The organism is Pseudomonas sp. Pseusp21, assembly GCF_059492145.1.
Genome location: NZ_CP168520.1, coordinates 1,544,567 through 1,563,042 on the forward strand (window position 1 = coordinate 1,544,567; position 18,476 = coordinate 1,563,042).

The 18,476-nt window shown below is 63.8% G+C and carries 12 protein-coding genes; 5 read left to right on the plus strand and 7 right to left on the minus strand.

Going from position 1 to position 18,476, the window contains the following annotated elements; all coding sequences use genetic code 11:
• Positions 1-59: 59 nt before the first annotated feature.
• The gene (locus ACEN93_RS06895) at positions 60-10,583 is read right to left on the minus strand and encodes an autotransporter-associated beta strand repeat-containing protein (RefSeq protein WP_495611228.1); all 10,524 of its coding nucleotides are present in this window, start codon (positions 10,581-10,583) and stop codon (positions 60-62) included.
• 409 nt (positions 10,584-10,992) lie between these two features.
• Between ACEN93_RS06895 and ACEN93_RS06900 the strand changes: the two genes are divergently transcribed.
• The gene (locus tag ACEN93_RS06900; protein ID WP_039770240.1) at positions 10,993-11,952 is read left to right on the plus strand and encodes a nucleoside-specific channel-forming protein Tsx; all 960 of its coding nucleotides are present in this window, start codon (positions 10,993-10,995) and stop codon (positions 11,950-11,952) included.
• 487 nt (positions 11,953-12,439) lie between these two features.
• Entirely contained in the window at positions 12,440-12,817 is a 378-nt protein-coding gene (locus ACEN93_RS06905) for a DUF6124 family protein (RefSeq protein WP_103387342.1), read from the plus strand.
• Positions 12,818-12,956: 139 nt separating this feature from the next.
• On the opposite strand, the gene ACEN93_RS06910 is transcribed toward ACEN93_RS06905, so the two are convergent.
• The 3 genes from ACEN93_RS06910 to ACEN93_RS06920 all read right to left on the minus strand — a co-directional run bounded on the left by ACEN93_RS06910 (position 12,957) and on the right by ACEN93_RS06920 (position 14,986).
• Positions 12,957-13,913 (minus strand): quinone oxidoreductase family protein, encoded by a 957-nt coding sequence (locus ACEN93_RS06910; RefSeq protein WP_495611229.1) that lies wholly within the window; start codon positions 13,911-13,913, stop codon positions 12,957-12,959.
• 31 nt (positions 13,914-13,944) lie between these two features.
• Positions 13,945-14,118, minus strand: a complete 174-nt coding sequence (locus tag ACEN93_RS06915) for a DUF1427 family protein (RefSeq protein ID WP_074689141.1) — start codon at positions 14,116-14,118, stop codon at positions 13,945-13,947.
• Between the two features lie 88 nt (positions 14,119-14,206).
• Positions 14,207-14,986: an AraC family transcriptional regulator gene (locus ACEN93_RS06920; protein WP_170928286.1), complete on the minus strand. Its 780-nt coding sequence runs from the start codon at positions 14,984-14,986 to the stop codon at positions 14,207-14,209.
• A gap of 145 nt (positions 14,987-15,131) precedes the next feature.
• On the opposite strand from ACEN93_RS06920, the gene ACEN93_RS06925 reads away from it, so the two are divergent.
• Together ACEN93_RS06925 and ACEN93_RS06930 are read left to right on the plus strand one after the other, a co-directional pair.
• Positions 15,132-15,359 (plus strand): DUF6555 family protein, encoded by a 228-nt coding sequence (locus ACEN93_RS06925; RefSeq protein WP_064597962.1) that lies wholly within the window; start codon positions 15,132-15,134, stop codon positions 15,357-15,359.
• Between the two features lie 39 nt (positions 15,360-15,398).
• Entirely contained in the window at positions 15,399-15,671 is a 273-nt protein-coding gene (locus ACEN93_RS06930; RefSeq protein WP_085667477.1) for a hypothetical protein, read from the plus strand.
• 24 nt (positions 15,672-15,695) lie between these two features.
• On the opposite strand, the gene ACEN93_RS06935 is transcribed toward ACEN93_RS06930, so the two are convergent.
• The 3 genes from ACEN93_RS06935 to ACEN93_RS06945 form a co-directional block, all read right to left on the minus strand.
• On the minus strand, positions 15,696-15,863 hold the full coding sequence (locus ACEN93_RS06935) for a metallothionein (RefSeq protein ID WP_074689145.1): 168 nt from the start codon (positions 15,861-15,863) through the stop codon (positions 15,696-15,698).
• Between the two features lie 493 nt (positions 15,864-16,356).
• Positions 16,357-16,815 (minus strand): DMT family transporter, encoded by a 459-nt coding sequence (locus ACEN93_RS06940; protein ID WP_170844903.1) that lies wholly within the window; start codon positions 16,813-16,815, stop codon positions 16,357-16,359.
• Entirely contained in the window at positions 16,816-17,304 is a 489-nt protein-coding gene (locus ACEN93_RS06945) for a DMT family transporter (protein WP_039770247.1), read from the minus strand. It abuts the gene before it with no gap.
• Between the two features lie 111 nt (positions 17,305-17,415).
• Between ACEN93_RS06945 and ACEN93_RS06950 the strand changes: the two genes are divergently transcribed.
• The gene (locus ACEN93_RS06950; protein WP_495611230.1) at positions 17,416-18,351 is read left to right on the plus strand and encodes a LysR family transcriptional regulator; all 936 of its coding nucleotides are present in this window, start codon (positions 17,416-17,418) and stop codon (positions 18,349-18,351) included.
• Positions 18,352-18,476: the final 125 nt, after the last annotated feature.

Sequence of the window (18,476 nt, forward strand, 5' to 3'; positions counted from 1 at the left end):
CCTGTGAACTGGCAAAAAAAAACCGCCCTTGCGGGCGGCTGAAGTGCTTCGCTCCTGAATCAGAATCCGAGGCTGAAGCTGATGGTCATCGCATGGTCGTTGCTCTCGTTCGACAACTGCCCCGAGTAACCGATACCGAGTTTGCCGGTCGGGCTGATCTGGAAGTCCACGCCCGCTTCGACCACCGCGCTGTCCTTGGCAATCGGCACGCCCTGGGTGTTGAACGAGGCGCCGCCGTCGATGAAGGTCAGGTCGGCGTCAGGCTTGGTATCACCGAAGGCATGCCGCCAGCCGAGGGCCGCGCGCGGGGTGAACTGCCCGCCGTTGGCCAGGGTGATGACCTTACCGGCGCGCACGCCCAGGGTCGAGAAGGTGATGTCCTGATCGGACTCGGCGCGCAGACGCCCTACTCCGCCTTTCTCCTTGGCCTTGTCGCTGTCGTAGTTGACGTACGCCAGACCGGCGAACGGTTCCAGGGCAATCCCGGCCGCTTCGATGGAATAACCGACTTCACCGAACACCTGGGCGCTGCGGGCGTCGTAATTGGCCTTCAACCGATCGTTGTAGGCGCCGACGCTGACGTCGCGTTTGGTCTCGATGTCGTGCCAGCTGTACGCCGCACCGAGGCGCACCGCCAGGGCATCGAATTGCGAGTTGAGGTACGCCGCCAGGTGGTAGCTCTCGACCGTGGCATCCGAGCGACGATCATGGGCGTCCAGATCGCTGCGGGTGTAGCCGGCGGCCATGCCGACGCGCCATTGGTCGTCGAGCTGCTTGTCGGTGCCGAGCATGAAGCCGCTCAGGTTGCGATCCAGCTTCGCACTGTTGCTGTTGCCGTCCGACTCGCCCCAGGCGCCGAGTGCACGGGCCCAACCGACCATTTCGCCGTGGCAGCCGTTGCTGCTCAGTTGGTTGTCGCTCGGGGCCAGGGCGCGGCGTGGATCGTCCGGCGCGCTGCACGACGGCTGGCGCATACGGTCGTTGACCGCGTCCCGCACGTAGCGCGAATCCTCGAGGACTGCGCTGGCGGTGCTGGCATGGATTTCCCCCGACAGACTGTCGAAGGCGTTACGTGCCCCGGCCACGCTGAGGTTGACGATTTCGTCCTGCAACGCGCTGCCCGCCGCGCCGTTGCGCATCAACGCCGAAGCGGTGTTGCGCTGGTTGCGAGTAGCAGCGACGTCGACGAACGAGTTGCCGTTGCGGCTGACCAACAGGTTCACCGCGTTCGGGTCATACACCAACGCCGTGTCGAGGAAGGCATATTGCGGCAGGTCGGCGGCGCTGAAGGTGCCGGTCACCCCGCCACCGGCGGTGATCAGCGAGTACACGGTGTTGCCGGTGAACGGTGCCAGGCTGTTGACCTGCAGACCACCACTCAAGGTCGCGGTACCGCCGACGGCCAGCGGAGTAGCCGTCGGCGAACTGACGGTCAGGGCCAGCACACCGTCAGCGGCGTTGGTCAAGTTGCCGGCGACACTCAAGGTGCCGTCCTCACCACCGGAAGCCACCACGCCATGGTTGACCACCGAACCGACGCTGCCATTACCGCCCAGGCCCGCGCCATTGGCCACGGTGACCTGCCCGGCGAGGGACGCTCGCGCCGCACGGCTGCCGACTTGCAGCACGCCCTGATCCACCGCCACGGTGCCGCTGAAGGGTTGATCACCGGTCAGCAGCAAGCGCGCGGCACCGCGTTTGGCCAGGGCGCCAACACCACTGAGGCGACCGTTGAACTGGCCGTTGGCGTTCTGCTGGAACACCAGCGAGGCGTTGTTGAGGATGTTGCCTTGCAGGCTGGTGGTATTACCGATCAGTGTACCGCCGCTGACCGTGGTCCCGCCGCTGTAGGTGTTGGCGCCGCTGAGGACCAGGGTGCCGGAATCGAGCTTCTCGATACCGCCACTGCCCACCAGCGGTGCGGAGATTTCCGCACTGCCACCGGCATTCACCCGCACCGGCGCGAGGCTGCCGCCCGGGCCGTTGACCGGGGTCAGCGTACCGCCGGCGCCTGGAACCAGGCTGTAACCGCTGGAGAGGAACTGCAACCCGGTAAAGTTCTGATTGCCTTGCACGGTGACCGTCCCGCTCTGCCCGCCGAACACGGCGAACTGACCGTTCGACGCCAACGCCTGGGTACCGCTCGGATCGGTCCAGTTGGTGCCCGGCCCCCACACGCCGCTGCCGCCACCGATGCTGCCGTCCGGATTGGTGGTGCCGCCGTTCCAGAACTGCACTTCACCCGGTGTGTTCTGCACCAGCAGGTTGACCTGATTGGCCAGCGCGGTCTGCAGGGTCAGGTTGGCCGCCGACACCGGCAGGCTGCCGTAGACCAGTCCGTTGTTGGTCAGGCTGCCGCCGTAGCTGAACAGTTGATAGACCCCGGTGCCGAAGCCGCCGGCGTTGCTGATGTTCAGCGTGCCGTCGAGGGTCAGGTTGCCGGCGACGTTGACCACGGTTGTGGAACTGGCGGCCGAGCCGAGGGTGAAGTCCAGGTTGGTGCCCGAAGACAACGCCAGCGAACCGACCGACAACGGCGTTGCAGCGCCGCCACCTGTCAGCGTCGCACCGTTGGCCAATTGCACGGCGCCGGCGAACACGCCGCTGCCGCCGATTTTCGCCCCGCTCGCAACGTTGACGTTGGCACTGTTGAGCACACCGTTGACGTTCAGCGCACCGGCCTGCACCGCGGTGTTGCCGGTGAAGGTGTTGTTGCCGGTCAGCAGCAAGGCGCCAGTGCCGGTTTTGTTGAGTGTGCCGGCGCCCGTCAGGTTGCCGGTGTAGCTGCCGTCGCTGTTCTGCTCGAAGGTCAGCGTCGCGTTGTTGGCGATGGCGCCTTGCAGGCTGCTGGTGTCGCCACGGGTGCTGCCGCCGTTCAGCGTCGTGCCGCCGTTGTAAGTGTTGGCGCCGCTAAGGACGAGGTCGCCACTGCCGTTTTTCACCAGGCTGCCGCTGCCGGTGATCGCACCGATCAGGGTGGTGTTCTGGTTGCCGGCCAGGGTCAGTTCCGCACCCAGGTTGATGGCGTTGGCCAGTTGCAGCGCAGAGGTGCTGTCGAGGGTGCCATTGCCCAGCACGCTGAGGGCGCCGCTGCTGATCGCGCTGTTGTTGCCCAGGATCAGCGAACCGCCGGACAGCTGAGTACCACCGCTGTAAGTGTTGCTGCCGTTGAGAGTCAGACTTGAGGCGCCGGTCTTGATCAGACTGCCGTTGCCGCTGACCACACCGCCGAGGGTCAACGCGTTGGAGCCGGCGACGGTGAGTCCGCCATTGAGCACCACGGCGTTGGCCAGGCTGACCGCCGTATTGCTGTCCAGCGCCGTGCCATTGGCGGCGGTCAACACGCCGGTGCCGAGGGCCGCGTTGTTGCCGACCACAATCTTGCCGCCATTGAGCGCGGTGCCACCGGTGTAGCCGTTGGCGGCGTTGAGCACCAGGGTGCCGGTGTCGTATTTGCCCAGTGTGCCGGCGCCATTGAGCGCCACGCCCACGGTCGCGGTGACGTTCGGATCGACCCGCACAGTCGCATTGCCCAGCGAACCGTTGACCAGATTCAGCGAACCGGCCGTGCCGTTCTGCAGGCTGTAGCCATCGGTGACGAACTGCATGCCAGTGATGGTTTGCGCGCCGTTCACCGTGACAGTGCCCGCCGTGCCTTGGAACACCGCGAAGTTGTTGGTCCAGGCCTGATTGGTGGTGCCGTTGACGTCGGTCCAGTTGGTGGTGCCGGTGCCCCAGGTGCCGCTGCCGCCATCCACCGAACCATTGGCGACAAGCTGGTTGCCGTCCCAGAACTGCACGGTAACGCCCGGTGCGGTGACCAGCAGGTTGATCTGGTTGGCCAGTGCGGTTTGCAGGGTCAGATCGCTCGGGGTGACGCTGCCCGGCACGGTGCCGATCAGCATGCCGTTGTCGGTCAGGCCGCCGGTGTAGTTGATCAAGCGGTACACGCCGCTGCCGAATCCACCGATGTCGCTGACGTTGAGGGTGCCGTCCAGGGTCAGGTTGCCGCCGACGTTGACCAGCGGGTTGCCGCCACCGGAGACCGGTGTGCCGAGGCCGACATCGAAGTTGGAATTGGCGTTGAACACCAGCGAATTCACCGAAAGCGTGCTGCCGGTGGCGCCGGCCAGATGACCGCCATCCGCCACGGTCACGGCCCCGCCGAGCGAGCCGCCGCCGGTCAGGGTGCCGCCGCTGTTGACCAGCACACTGGCGCTGTCCAGCGAGCCGCTGACATTCAAGGTGCCGGCGTTGACCGTGGTGTTGCCGGTCAGGCTGTTGAGGCCGGTCAGGGTCAGCGTGCCGGTGCCGAGTTTGCTCAACTCGCCGGTGCCGGTGAGCACACCGCCGAAAATGCTGCTGGCGTTGTTGCCGCCGATGCTCAGCGTGTTGCCGCCGCCGATCAGTGCAGTGCCGCTGCCGGTCAGGCTGGCGAGGCTGCCCGAACCGCCGAGGTTCAGCGTCGCGGCATTGCCGAGATTGACTCCGGCGTTGCTGCCCAGTGCCGAGTTGCCCAGGGTGGTCAGGCTGCCGGACTGCACGTCGAAGGTGCCGCTGAAGGTGTTGTTGCCGGACAGCGTCAGGTCGGCCAGACCGTTCTTGGTCAGGGTGCCCGCCCCGGCGATCACGCCGCCGAGCGTCAGGTTGTTGTTGCCGGCCACGCTCAGGTTGGCATTGACGTTGATGTTGTTGGCCAGCACCAGCGGCGCCGTGGTGTCGAGGGTCGACGCGCCTGCCACGGTCACCGCACCGGAACCCAGGCTCGCCGCGGTGCCGAGGGTCACGGTGCCGGCGTTCAGGGTGGTGCCGCCGCTGTAGGTGTTGATGCCGTTGAGGGTCAGGTTGGAGGCGCCGTTCTTGATCAAACCGCCAGTGCCGCTGACCACGCCGCTGAGGGCCACGTCGCTGTTGCCGGTGTTGGTCAGATTGGCGTTGAGTACCACGTTGTTGCCCAGCGACACCGAGGTGTTGCTGTCCAGCGCCGAAACACCGGCCACCGTCAGGTTGCCCAGACCGAGGGCGCCGTTGCTGCCGGCGGTCAGGGTGCCGGCGTTGAGGGTGACGCCGCCGAGGAAGTTGTTGGCCCCGCTCAGGATCAGGTTGGCCGCGCCGTTCTTGGTCAGGCTGCCGGCGCCGTTGATCGCACCGCTGAGTGTCAGATCGTTGCTGCCGACGATGCCGAGGTTGCCCGCCAGGTTGATCGCGTTACCCGCCGTGACAGCACTGCTGGCATCCAGGGTAGTGCCGTTCGCCGCGTTCAGAGTAGCCGAACCCAGCGCGCTGTTCGCCGCCAGAACCAGTCCGCCCGCGTTCAATGCCACCGGGCCGAGGAAGGCGTTGTTGCCGCCAAGGGTCAGGTTGGCCGAGCCGTTCTTGATCAGCCCGCCGGTGCCGTTGATCACGCCGTTGAGGGTCAGCGCGTTGCTGCCAACGATCGTCAGGTTACCGTTGAGCGTGGCCGCATTGGCCAGGGTCACGGCGGTGTTGCTGTCCAGTTGCGTGCCGGCATTGGCGATCAACGCACCGCTGCCCAGCGCGGTGTTGCTGCCGACCACGATTTTGCCGCCATCGAGTTGCGTGCCGCCGGTGTAGCTGTTGGCGCCATTGAGTACCAGGGTGCCGCTGTCGAGTTTATTGAGAATGCCGCTGCCGTTGATGTTCACGCCGACTGTGGCGGTCACGCCCGGATCAACGCGCATCGCCGTGGTGCCGCCGGCACCGTTGACGGCGGTCAGCAGCCCCGAGGTGCCGTTGACCACGTTGTAGCCATCGGTGAGGAACTGCATGCCGGTGAACAGTTGCGTGCCGTTGACCGACACCGTGCCGGCCGTGCCCTGGAATACCGCGAAGTCGCCGGCCCAGGTCTGATTGACCAGACCATTGGCGTCGGTCCAGTTGGTGCCGGCGCCGCTCCAGGTACCGCTGCCGCCATCGACAGTGCCGTTGGCGATGGTCTGGCTGCCGTCCCAGTAACGAATGTCCGAATTCGGCGCCGAGACCTGAATGTTGATCTGATTGGCGACCCCGATCTGCACCACCAGATCGCCCAGCCCATAACCGACCGGCACGCTGGCAACGTCCAGGCCCAGATTGGTCAGGGCTCCGGTGTAGTTGAACAGACGATACACACCGACGCCGAACCCACCGGCATCGGTGACGTTGAGATTACCGTCGAGGGTGAGGTTGCCGCCGACGTTCATCAGCGACGTGGTCGATGGCGTCCCCAGCGCCGCATCGACATTGCTGCCGGCTGCGAGCGTCAATGATCCGGCCGAGAGTGTATTACCCGACGACAGAGCCAGGTGACCGCCGCTGTTGATGGTCATCGCGCCGAGTGCCGAACCGTTACCGGTGAGGGTGCCGCCGGTATTGACGTTGACCTGGGCACTGGCCAGCGAACCGCTGAGGTTCAGGGTGCCGCCGTTGACGGCGGTGTTGCCGACGATGCCGTTGATCCCGGTCAGGTTCAGGGTGCCGGTGCCGACCTTGGTCAGACCGCCGTTGCCGCTGAGGTCACCGTCGAAGGTGCTGGTGCTGCTCACCCCGCCCACGGTCAATGTGTTGCCGCCGCCGATCTGCACGCTGCCGCTGCCGCTCAGGCCGTCGAGGCTGGCGTTGCTGCCGAGGTTGAGGCTGGCGCCGGCGCTGATGTTGGCGCCGGAGGTGTTGCCCAGCGCCCCGCTGCTCAGGGTGGTGACGCTGCCGGCGGCAATGTTCAGCGCGCCGGTGAAGGTGTTGGTGCCGCTGAGGGCCAGGTCGTCCAGACCGGTTTTGGTCAGGCTGCCGGCGCCGTCGATCACGCCGCTGAGGGTCAGGCCGTTGTTGCCGGCCAACGTCAACCCGGCATCGAGGGTGATGTTGTTGCCGAGGGTGAAAGCGCTGCTGTTGTCCAGCGTCGCGGCGCCACCGACGGTGAGCGTGCCGCTGCCCAATGCGCCGGGCGCGCCGAGGGTCAGGGTGCCGGCGTTGAGGGTGGTGCCGCCGCTGAAGGTGTTGGTGCCGTTGACGGTCAGGTTGGCCGCCCCGTCTTTCACCAGTTGGCCGGTGCCGCTGAGCACGCCGCCGAGGGTCAGGTTCTGCGTGCCGCCGACGCTCAGTGCCGCATTCAGCACGACTGCGTTGGCCAGGTTGACCAGCGGCGAACTGCTGTCGAGGGTTGCCGCACCGCCCACCGTCAAGGCGCCGGTGCCGAGCGCCGAGCTGTTGCCAACGGTCAGGGTGCCAGCATTCAGTGTGGTGCCGCCGGCGTAGGTGTTGGTGCCATTGAGATTCAGATTGGCCGCGCCGTTTTTCACCAGACTGCCGGCACCAGCGACGGTTCCGGTTAGGCTCAGGTCCGCGCTGCCGCCCACATTGAGCGCCCCGGCGAGGTTGACCTGGTTGCCCAGAGTGACGGCGGTATTGGTATCCAGCGTGGTGCCGGCCGCTGCGTTCAGTGCACCGCTGCCCAGCGCGGTGTTGCTGCCGACGATCAGTTTGCCGACGTTCAGCGCGGTGTTGCCGAAGTAGGTGTTGGCGCCGTTGAGGATCAGATCGGCCGGGCCGCTCTTGATCAGGCCACCGACACCTGAGACCACGCCCGCGAGGGTCAGCGCGTTACTGCCGCCTATGGTCACGTTGCCGCCAAGGTTGACGTTGTTGGCCAGGCTCGCCGCCGTGCTGGCATCCAGTGTGGTGCCGTTGGCGGCGTTGAGTACGCCAGTGCCGAGGGCGGTGTTGGAGCCGACGACCAGGGTCCCGGCGTTCAGCGAAGTAGCGCCGGTGTAGGTGTTGTTGCCGGTCAGAGTCAGGGTCGAAGCACCGGTCTTGATCAGGTTGCTGCCGCCGCTGATCACACCGCCCAGAGTCAGCGGGTTGGCGCCGCCGGTGGTGAGGTTGGCGTTCAGCGCGATGGCGTTGTTCAGCGTCACGTTGGCGCTGCTGTTGAGCGTGCCGCCCGCCCCGCCCACGGTCAGCGTGCCGGTGCCGAGCGCCGCGCCGTTTCCGACGGTCAGGCTGCCGGCGTTGAGCGCGGTGCCGCCGGTGAAGGTGTTGGCGCCGTTGAGGGTCAGGTTGGCCGTGCCGTTCTTGATCAACTGGCTGGCGCCGCTGATCACGCCGCCGAGGGTCAGTGCACTGCTGCCGCCGATCCCCAGATTGTTGTTGAGAATGACGTTGTTGTTCAGCGTCACCGCGGTATTGCTGTCGAGGGTCGCCGCGCCGCCGACGGTGATATTGCCACTGCCGAGCGCAGCGTTGGCACCCGCTGTGATGGTGCCCGCGTTCAACGCAACAGCACCAAGGAACGTATTGGTGCCGTTGAGAATCAGGTTCGCCGCGCCGTTCTTGGTCAGCCCGCCGCTGCCGCTGACCACGCCGCCGAGGGTCAGGTTGGCGCTGCCGCCAATGTTCAGGTTGCCGCCGAGGGCGACGGCGTTGTTCAGTGCCACAGTGGTGCTGGCATCGAGGGTGGTGCCCGCCGCCGTGGTCAGCGCGCCGGTGCCCAGCGCGGTGTTGGAGCCGACGATCAGCGTCCCGGCATTCAGTGCCGTGCCGCCGGAGAAGGTGTTGTTGCCGCTGAGGGTCAGGTTTGCGGTGCCGTTCTTGATCAGATTGCCGGCGCCGCTGATGACCCCGCTCAAGCCCAGCGCCTGAGTACCGCCGATGGTCAGATCCGCCGCCAGCGCCACCGCGTTGGCCAGGGTCACGGCGGTGGTCGCATCCAGCGTAGTGCCGGCCGCTGCGTTCAACGCGCCCGTGCCGAGGGCGGTGTTGCTGCCGACGAGCAAGCTGCCGCCATTGAGCGCGGTGGTGCCGCTGTTGGTGTTGTTGCCGGTCAGGGTCAGGCTGGCGCTGCCGCTTTTGGTGATCGCGCCGGTGCCGGAGACGATGCCGGCCAGGGTCAGGGCATTGCTGCCGAGCACGTTTAACGCACCGGTGATGCCGACGTTATTGGCCAGGGTCACGTTGCCGGTGCTGTCGAGGCTGGTGCCGTTGCTGGTGTTGAGGACACCGGTGCCCAGCGCGTTGTTGTTGCCGACGCGCAAGGTGCCGGCGCTGAGGCTGGTGTTCCCGGTGTAGGTGTTGATGCCGTTGAGGGTCAGGCTGCCGCTGCCGGTCTTGGTCAGGTTGCTGGTACCGCTGATCACCCCGCCCAGGGTCAGCGCTCCGGTGCCGGTTGCGGTCAGGGTGCTGTTGAGCGTGATCGCGTTGGCCAGCGAAATCGGCGTCGTTGCCGAGATGCTCGAAGCGCCGTCAACGGTGATGCCGCCGGTGCTGAACGCCTGGTTGTTGCCCACCAGCACCACCCCGCCGTTGAGCACGGTGTTGCCGGTGTAGGTATTGATGCCGTTGAGGTTGAGCTGACCGCTGCCGATCTTGGTCAGGCCGCCAGTACCGGAAATCACGCCGTTGAGGGTCGTGCCGTTGATGCCCTGCAGGGTCAGGCCACCGGCGCCCAGACTGATCTGGTTGGCCAGCGACAAACCGGCATTGCTGGCCTGAAGAATCCCGCCGTTGGACGTCAGCACACCGCTGCCGAACGCGGCGTTGTCGTTGAACTGCGCGACACCGCCATTGAGGGTGGTCGCCCCGCTGACCAACGGCCCCTGCAAGGTCCAGGTGCCGCTGTTGAGGGTCAGGTTGTTGAAGTTGACGTAGGTCGCGCTGGACGCGGTGCCGGTCCCGGTGACGCCACCACCGACGCCGATCGGGTTTTGCAGGATCAGCGTGTTGGTGCCCCCCGCGCCGCCATCGATGGTGCCGGTCGGGGCGAAGGTCAGGTTGATGCCGACCAGGCCACCGAGGCCGACGGACACTTGCACACCGTCACCGACGTTAACGCTGGACCCGGTGATCGCGTAGAAGGTGTTGGTGCTGCCCGCGCCCATCGACACACCGCCGGTGATGTTACCGGCGTTGGTGAAGGTGTTGCCTGCTGCCGACGTCTCGAACGCAATCCGGCCGTTGATCGTGCCGCTGGCACTGTTGGTCATGTTGACTTGCGAACCGCCATACACCCCGACCACCGGGGTATCGGCCAGGGTGATGCCGCCGACCGACAGCCCGGTGGACGTAATGGTGCCGTTGTTGGTGATGGTCGTGGTACCCGCCGCCGCGTTGTTCACGCCGATAGCCAGGCCGTCAATGCTGGTCAGGTTGAGGCCGAGCAACATCCCCGTGCCACGCATGATCCCGCTGGCATTGTTGACCACGCTGACCGTGCTGGTCGCGCCGGTGCCGATGAATGCACCGCCACTGAGGATCGACACCAGGCCCAGCAAGGCCGGGTCGACGGTGCCGGAGTTGTTCAGGGTGATATTGGCCCCGGTCAGGTTGATGACTTTGCCGCCCAGCGTCGCATTCATCTGCGCGCCCGAGTTGACGTTGACCGTCAGGCCGCTGGTGGCACTGCTGTAGTCATTGAGAAACAGCGGCAGGCTCGGAACGCCCGAACAGGTAATCGTGGAGCCCGCCGCCGAACAGGTGGCGAATGCCTGCTCACTGACACCGCCGAACAGCAACCCGGCGACACTCAGATGCACAGCAAGGGACAGTGGGGAAAAACGCGAAACGAGGGCGACACCAAACCTTGCTTCCACGGGCTACTCCTTTCGTGGCCGATTTCGTCCTTGAAGGCGTGTAACAGCGGCAAGATCCAACACGCGTATCAAGCGTATGACGGTCATCAGATAAACCGTCCCATTCCAGACACACGCTAGTTGATGCCCTGCGATGGAGCATCGGTTAAATAGTGTTAATACTTTTGTGCGATAAGGCCCTGCGTCGATACTTCCGGCCGTTCTGAGCAAGGGCTTGAGGACGATTGCAGGCGCTTTGAGGGGGCGTTGATCGAGTCGCCAGGTTAACCCGCGAATCAATCGATTTTTCAGCGGCTTGGGAAACTGGTACGGCTTGTGCAAACGTTTGCGAGTCGCTGTTGACCGCATTTTCGTTACAAAACCGTACAGGCCCGTGATTCCGGGCCTTGATCCGCAAAAAGGACTTTGAATGCACGCTTTTTCCTGCCACCGCCTTCGCGGTGCGCGCACTTTTGCTGTTTCCCTGCTACTGGCCGGCGTTACCGGAGTTCTCAGCCACACCGCGCTGGCGCAACCGGTCTTGCCCGATGAATCCGCCCAGGGTGAAGCCCTCAGCCCCGAAGCCAGCCCGCCAAAAAAAGGTGCGTACCTGTCGGACTGGTACAACCAGGACCTGATGCTGATCGGCAGCAAGGACATCAGCTTCGGCCCGCAACCGGCCGATGACATCTACCTGGAATACGAGTACTTCGGGCGCAAGGGCCCGTTCGAGCTGTACGGCTACATCGACATTCCGAAGATCTTCAACATCGGCAACAGCCACGACAAAGGCGTGTGGGATCACGGCTCGCCGGTGTTCATGGAGCACGAGCCGCGCATCTCCATCGACTACCTCGCCGGGCGCAGCCTGGCCATCGGGCCGTTCAAGGAATGGTACGTGGCGTTCGACTGGATCTACGATCACGGCAGCCGCAAAGAGAACCGCGCCAACACGCTGTACAGCGGTTTCGGCACCGACATCGACACCCATTCGCGGGTCAATCTGTCGGCCAACCTGTACGGGCGCTACCAGTGGGAAAACTACGGCGCCAGCAACGAATATTCGTGGGACGGCTACCGCGCGCAGCTCAAGTACATCGTGCCGATCGACACATTCAGCAACGGTGCCTCGCTGACCTACATCGGCTTCACCAACTTCGATTTCGGCTCGGACCTGCACAAGGACAATCCGGCGCGCACCGCCAATGCCACGGTGGCGACCAACGTGTTGCTGTACTCGTTCACCCACTTGCGCTTCACCCTGGTCGGCCGTTATTTCCACAACGGCGGCAACTGGGAGGATGGCAGCGAGCTGAATTTTGGCGACGGCAACTTCCGGGCGCGTTCCAATGGCTGGGGTTACTACGCCGGCGTCGGTTATCAGTTCTGATCCCGCCCCTTTCAAGGCTGAACATACTGGCGAGACTGCTCGCGTTGACGCCTACAGAACAATACAGCGCATCAGGTATACAAACCCGCCGCCCCGTTCGATCGGGACGGCGGGTTTTGTCGTTTCGGGCACAAATCAACGCAGTGTTGAAGAGTGTTGAAGATTATGTCCGCAAAGCCACGCGACCTTGCGCCTTTGCCTACGCATCCGCCAGAATCCGCCGGCTTGTGCGCCTTGGGGGCGGGTTCTATTGTTTGGCGGTCGCTGAAAAACAGCGATCGGGTTTAGCGACTCGAATCATAAATAGGTGCATCAGCGCTCCATGCTTTGTCGCAGGCTCAACGTCTGCAACTCCGCTATGGTGGCTGTATGCGGGAGACCCTCGGGTCTGCCGGGTGCCTATAACCGGTTCGCTAACCTGCGTACAGCCGCCACCTTCCTGTTTAGCGACAGCTCCGGGCGGCTCCACTCTTATAGGAGCTTCACCATGATCAAACCCACACCCAATCCACCCGAAACCGACCCCACCTCGCCCTACGAAACCCTCGACTCCAAGAAATTCCACGAAGCCGCCGAACGCGCCCTCGATCACTATCTCAATCCACTGCTCCCCCGAAACCCCCTGCTCAAACACAACACCCGCTACCTCATCGCCCCCGGCATCGACAACGAAGAACTGCTGGCCGACGCCTGCGAAACTCTGACCTCGGCCAAGGTGATGGCCAATGACTTCGCCGGGCTGGTGGATGGCCCGCAGCGGCATGTGCTGTTGGGGATTGCGCAACTGATCATGCTGGGTGAGCTGGCGGTGAATCGGGTGCTGGATAATCTGGAAGTGAAGACTGAGGCGTCCGCTGCAGCCTGATCGATTGATCGACTGATCGTTCCCACGCTCTGCGTGGGAATGCAGCCCGGGACGCTCCGCGTCCCAAAGAGCGGACGCAGAGCGTCCATTGAGGCATTCCCACGCAGAGCGTGGGAACGATCTAATGCATTGGTGTCGCTCAGGGAATCAGGATGACCTTGTCACCGCTGCCCTGATTCACATCGGCATACCGCGCCAGCCCTTCGGCCAGCGGCGCTTCGACCAGCCCTTGCGGCAGTGGCAGCAGGTCTTCGTCGAAGAACCGGCCGAACTGTTCCAGCATCGCCGCACAGGCTTCAACGCCATACAGCAACGAGTTGATGCCGACCACCGAACCGCCCTTGCGATACAGCGCCAGCGCCGGCAGTTGCACATGCCCATCGACTGGCGCGGCGATGATCGCGATCCGCCCGAAGGTCGCCAATGCCGCCACCGAGGCCGGCAGCCAGAAACCGGTGGTGTCGAAGATCACGTCGGCACCGCCGCGATACACCGCGTTGACTTGCGCGCCCAGATCCTCGGGTTTATCCAGCTGAATCGTCTGATAACCCTGCACCTGCAACTCCTTGACCTGCTCCGGCCGCCGCGCCGCCGCCAGCAACTGCGCGCCGCGCACTTTGGCCAGCGCCAGCGCCGCCGTCGCCACCGCCCCGCCGCCGATCACCAGCAAACGGGTTTCGGCACTGACCAGGCTGCGTTCCAGCGCATCCCACGCCGTGGTGTAAGGCACGCCGAGGCTGGCGGCCTGGGTGAAACTCAAATGCGAAGGCTTGTGCGCCACGCCGTTGCCCGGCAATTTGACGAACTGCGCATGGGAGCCATCGGCGAAAAAGCCCAGCTCACGCCCGGTGCCCCAGACCTCCTGGCCGATCAACGCCTGCGGCCCTTCGACCACCACACCGGCAAAATCCCGACCGGGAATACGCGGCAGCGTGGTGTACGGAAAACGCCCGAGCACATTCTTCACGTCGCTGGGATTGAGGCCCGCGGCCTTGATCTGCACCAGCACCTCGTCAGTGCCCGGCACCGGCGTCGGCACCTCGACGAAGCGCAGGGACGACAGGTCGCCGGTTTTATCGAATTGCAATGCTTTCATGGAAATCTCCACCGAAGGGAAAAGACAGAATTCAGGACAGCCAGCCACTGACCAGTTGCCGGCCCATCGGCCACAACTGCTCGCCCGCAAGCATGCCCAACAGGCCCACCAGCGCGATGGCCGGCGGCGCCGGAGAACGGACATCCAGCGCGCCATAAAGCAGGCCTACACCCAGACCGACGGCCAGTGAAATCAGGTAATTCATGGGATCACTCCGCCACAAAAAGGAATGGGCAAAGTCTAGGGAAAGGCGGCGACCGGCATCGGCCAAGGACTTCTGAATTTCTGCCAAATCAGGCTGGAAGCTGCCCCACACCGAACTGCGAAGGGGCGACACCCAGCTCCCGGCGGAACATGTCGCTGAAACTGCTCGGCGAATAACCCAGCTCACGGGCAATCGCACTGACCGGCACGCCCTGGATCAACTCCGCCACCGCCGTCGCCAACTGCACCTGCCGCCGCCACTCGGCAAAGCCCATGCCCAACCCTTCCTTGAACAACCGCGCCAGGGTGCGCACGCTGGCCCCGGCGTTTTCGGCATGTTGTTCAAAAGGAATGTCCAGCGACGGCGCGGCCATCACCGCCTGACACAGACTCATCAGCCGCCGGTCGGCATCGTCCGGCAACGGGATCTTCAGCTGTGAACGCCTTGCGCGTTTCAGCTCCAGCAGCGCCAGCCCGACCAGTGCCTCGTAGTACTCGGCATCGCCGCTGTCGCCCTGCGCCACAAGTCCGACGATCAACTCGCGTAGCAAACCACCGACCTCAATCACCTGCACGGTCTCATCCAGCGTCGCCGCCAGCGCCGGGCGCAGGTAGATATTGCGCATCTGCAAATCCGACACCACCCGAATCCCGTGCGGCACCCCCGGCGGCAACCACACCGCCCGCTGCGGCGGCACCACCAGCGCCTCGTGGGGCGTCTCGACCCACATTACGCCGCTCATCGCGTACAGCAACTGCCCCCAGACATGCTCATGCGGCTCGATGAACAAACCACGCGGATACGTGCGCGCCAGCGGTTGCACCGGCACATCGGTATCACTCAGATCAGGGGGCGCAGCGAGGGCCATGGCGAACATTCATCGGGGTTGGCGAAGCGCCATGGTAACCAGTCCGACCGGGACCTCGCCATTGATAGATACCGTCGGACAATCCGAGTGAATTTTCCCGCAGCCCAGCGATCCTTCTATTACCACAGGGAGGAAGATGGGCTTTATGAACAACGCAAAACTGTACGTCATCGATTACACCCTTCACGGCACGCCAAAGTCGTTCATTATCCGCTCGGACAAAATGGACAACACCGAGGCGTGGCACTGGGCAAGCTGCGACGCGGGGGTCGGCCGCATCCCGCGTTTCGGCCGGGAGAAAGTGCAAAAGACCAGCAAGCCGATGGCAGAAAAATTCGGCGTGGAAAACGTTACATGGCGACCGGCGAGCTAAGCTTGCGCGCAGGCGGGGACACTTTCGGGGGGACTACACATGACAACCATCAACAGCCCGGCGCATCTGGACTACGGCCTGGACACCCTGTTCGGTCGCATCACCAAAAGCGTCGACTGCCCGGTTGGCCTGGAACCCGTCGAAAACGACCCCTACCGCTTCGCCCTGCGCGTCCCGGCCCCCTTGCCGGAAGACCTTGAAAAGGCCAAAACCATCGTCGTCAACGTCGGAGGCCGCCGCCTGCACGGCAACGTCCGCCATACCGAACGCCTGGACGACGACAGCCTGAAACTGGAAGTGGAGCCTGATTAGGCTCCACCTTTTCAATACCCGAGATTACTTGGGATGCGCACACTGACACCCCTTGCCCGAACACTCCTCACCACTCTTGTGATGATGCGCACAAGCCTCACAGCAATAATGCTTCCCGTGCGCCACATAAGAATGTTCACCCTCCTTGATCGTGCAACGACATCCCGGACAATCGCATTTTCTATCTGCCATGAAACAGACTCCTCTGGTGGTGGTTGCCTGAGGCCGAAAGAACAAGCCGTGCTACCAGTGTAGAACGTGAAAACCACCTAACCTCCCACCCCACACCACTCACCAGTCACCAGTCACCAGTCACCAGTCACAACGATGAGCGTTAGCTCGAGTACCGCTTTTGACGTGCCGGCCCCATCGGCAGGCTGAGTGGAGGGATTTATCCGGGGGTGGGCGCGTAGCGCCGTTCGACGAAGTCGAACACATCGAGAGGAGGTGCAGCGAAGCAAACCGGAGGCGATGCCCCCGGATGAATCCCGTAACGAAGGAACCCCGAGCCCCAGCGAGGGGCCGAACGCCGGGGCCCAGACCTTTGGTTACTTTGGGCTGGGCCGGCATTCCGGCGTTTGCCAAAGTGACTCGCTGTAAGAGCGAAACCGCCAGCGGCCGCACCCGAAGAAACGGATATGTACTCAATAATCCGAGAACCTGGTCGGCCCAAAGGCCGCCAAGTTCAAACAGCCTGCCGCACGCTACTGCGATACATGAAAACCAGCGCCAACCCGAGACAAACCATCGCCAAAACCCGACTCGAAGACAACTCAATAGCGGGATTCCCCAACCAGCCAAAATTATCAATCAACATCCCCATCCCAAGCTGCCCGACAATCACCGCCACCGTCGCCACAGCCGCACCAACGCGCGGCACTGCGCCAACCATGACCATCATGTAAACCACCCCAAACAGAGCACCGCTAAGCTGCCACTTCGGCACCTCCAGCAAACTCACCGCCTGAGCAGGCTCAAAAAACAAAATCAACAACCCCGTAGAAACAGCGCCGACGACAAACGTCAACAAACTGCTGCGCAGAACCCCAACGGTCTCCCCCAACCGCCCATTGATCGCCGCCTGAACACTCAACACCGCACCCGCCAACACCACCACCGCCAACAAAATAACCAGACTCATCATTCACCCCCGCGCAATCAAAACCAAAGCCGCCACAATCAACCCCAACGCCAGCCACCGCTCAGCATTGACCTTCTTGCGCGTAGCCCCAAACCACCCGAAATGGTCAATCAGCACACTCTTGCCAACCTGCCCCGACAGAATCGCAATCATCGTCATCGCAATCCCGATATGCGGTGTGGCCAGCGTCAACACCACCACATACATCGGCCCCAGAAACCCGCCGATCAACTGCCAGCGCGGCAGATCCGTCAGCGCCGGCCCCTTCTGCGGCCCCGCAAACAACAACAGCAAAAACAGAATCGCCGAGCCCACCCCGAAGATGCTCAAGGTCGCCCACAAATGCCCGACCTGCTCACCCAACGGCCCGAGCAACCCCGCCTCCACCGACAACCCCATGCCAGCCAGAATCACCAACGGCAACAGCAACAAACGCAAACCTGGCCGCGCTACCGGGGCCGGCGCGGCACTCACTTCATCAAACGACTGCATCTGAAAAACCTCTGAAGGAAACGATGGCGCGGATTATCGGCTGGCGCAGCTGTGCGATAAATGGGAGCATCCGGACAACACTTTTGCGTAACTCGCACAGCAGGACACACGATGCACGGGCTCAACGAACTGGGATTTAAAGCGCTAAGGCTGTTTGTGGCGGTGCTCGACCACGGCAGTTTTTCCGAAGTCGCCCGCCGCGAGGGCGTGGCGCCCTCCTCGATTTCCCGGCAGATCCAGTTGATGGAACAGGCGCTGAACCAGCAACTGCTCTACCGCCACACCCGCGCGGTGACGCCAACCGAAGCCGGGCGCATGCTCGGCCACCACGCGCGGCTGGTGCTGGTGCAACTGGAAGAAGCCGAACAGGCCTTGCAGGAACAGCAAAGCGAACCGACCGGCCTGGTGCGGATAAACGCCCCGGTGGTGTTTGGTCAGCGCCACCTGACGCCGTGGCTGGGCCGTTTGTGCGAGCGCTATCCGAAGCTGCAACTGGACATCCAGCAGACCGACCACTACATCGACCCACTGCAGGAAGGCGCCGACCTGCTGTTCCGCATCGGCCCGCTGCACGACTCGAGCATGCAGGCGCGAATCCTCGCGCCGCACCGCTTTCAGGTCGCGGCCAGTCCCGCGTATCTCATGCGTTTCGGCACACCACAACATCCCGCAGACCTCGCCCGCCACCAGTGCCTGGCCTACAAGGGCGCGACCGGCCTGCAGCGCTGGTTCTTCCGGCAGGATCAGAGCGAGTGGACGCCGTATGCAGTCAAGGGCCCGATCACCGGCAACCACGCGGACACGTTGACCCAGGCCGCTGTTCAAGGGCTGGGGCTGGTGATGTTTCCGTCATGGCTGATCGGCGAGGCGGTGCGTGAGGGCACGCTGGTGCCGGTGCTGGGGGATTATCAGGTTTCGAACAGTGTCGAGCCGCAGCAGATTTCGGTGCTATGGCCGGGGAGCCGGCGGTTGTCGGTGAAGGTGCGGACGGTGATTGATTTCTTTGTTGAGTGTTTTGGGGAGGTTCCCTACTGGGACAGACCCTGAACTCGCCAAAGTCAAAAGCCGGCCCTCACCCTAGCCCTCTCCCGGAGGGAGAGGGAACCGAACGGGGGATATTCGAGAGATACGCCGACATGAGCGATCGGCTGTGAATCCATAATCGACACGAT

Excerpts from the sequence above, each read along its gene's own strand:
- ACEN93_RS06945 (WP_039770247.1), bottom strand. The coding sequence starts at position 17,304 with ATGCAGTCGTTTGATGAAGTGAGTGCCGCGCCGGCCCCGGTAGCGCGG.
- ACEN93_RS06915 (WP_074689141.1), bottom strand. The coding sequence starts at position 14,118 with ATGAATTACCTGATTTCACTGGCCGTCGGTCTGGGTGTAGGCCTGCTT.
- ACEN93_RS06900 (WP_039770240.1), top strand. The coding sequence starts at position 10,993 with ATGCACGCTTTTTCCTGCCACCGCCTTCGCGGTGCGCGCACTTTTGCT.
- ACEN93_RS06950 (WP_495611230.1), top strand. The coding sequence starts at position 17,416 with ATGCACGGGCTCAACGAACTGGGATTTAAAGCGCTAAGGCTGTTTGTG.
- ACEN93_RS06935 (WP_074689145.1), bottom strand. The coding sequence starts at position 15,863 with ATGGCAGATAGAAAATGCGATTGTCCGGGATGTCGTTGCACGATCAAG.
- ACEN93_RS06930 (WP_085667477.1), top strand. The coding sequence starts at position 15,399 with ATGACAACCATCAACAGCCCGGCGCATCTGGACTACGGCCTGGACACC.
- ACEN93_RS06940 (WP_170844903.1), bottom strand. The coding sequence starts at position 16,815 with ATGATGAGTCTGGTTATTTTGTTGGCGGTGGTGGTGTTGGCGGGTGCG.
- ACEN93_RS06925 (WP_064597962.1), top strand. The coding sequence starts at position 15,132 with ATGAACAACGCAAAACTGTACGTCATCGATTACACCCTTCACGGCACG.
- ACEN93_RS06910 (WP_495611229.1), bottom strand. The coding sequence starts at position 13,913 with ATGAAAGCATTGCAATTCGATAAAACCGGCGACCTGTCGTCCCTGCGC.
- ACEN93_RS06905 (WP_103387342.1), top strand. The coding sequence starts at position 12,440 with ATGATCAAACCCACACCCAATCCACCCGAAACCGACCCCACCTCGCCC.
- ACEN93_RS06920 (WP_170928286.1), bottom strand. The coding sequence starts at position 14,986 with ATGGCCCTCGCTGCGCCCCCTGATCTGAGTGATACCGATGTGCCGGTG.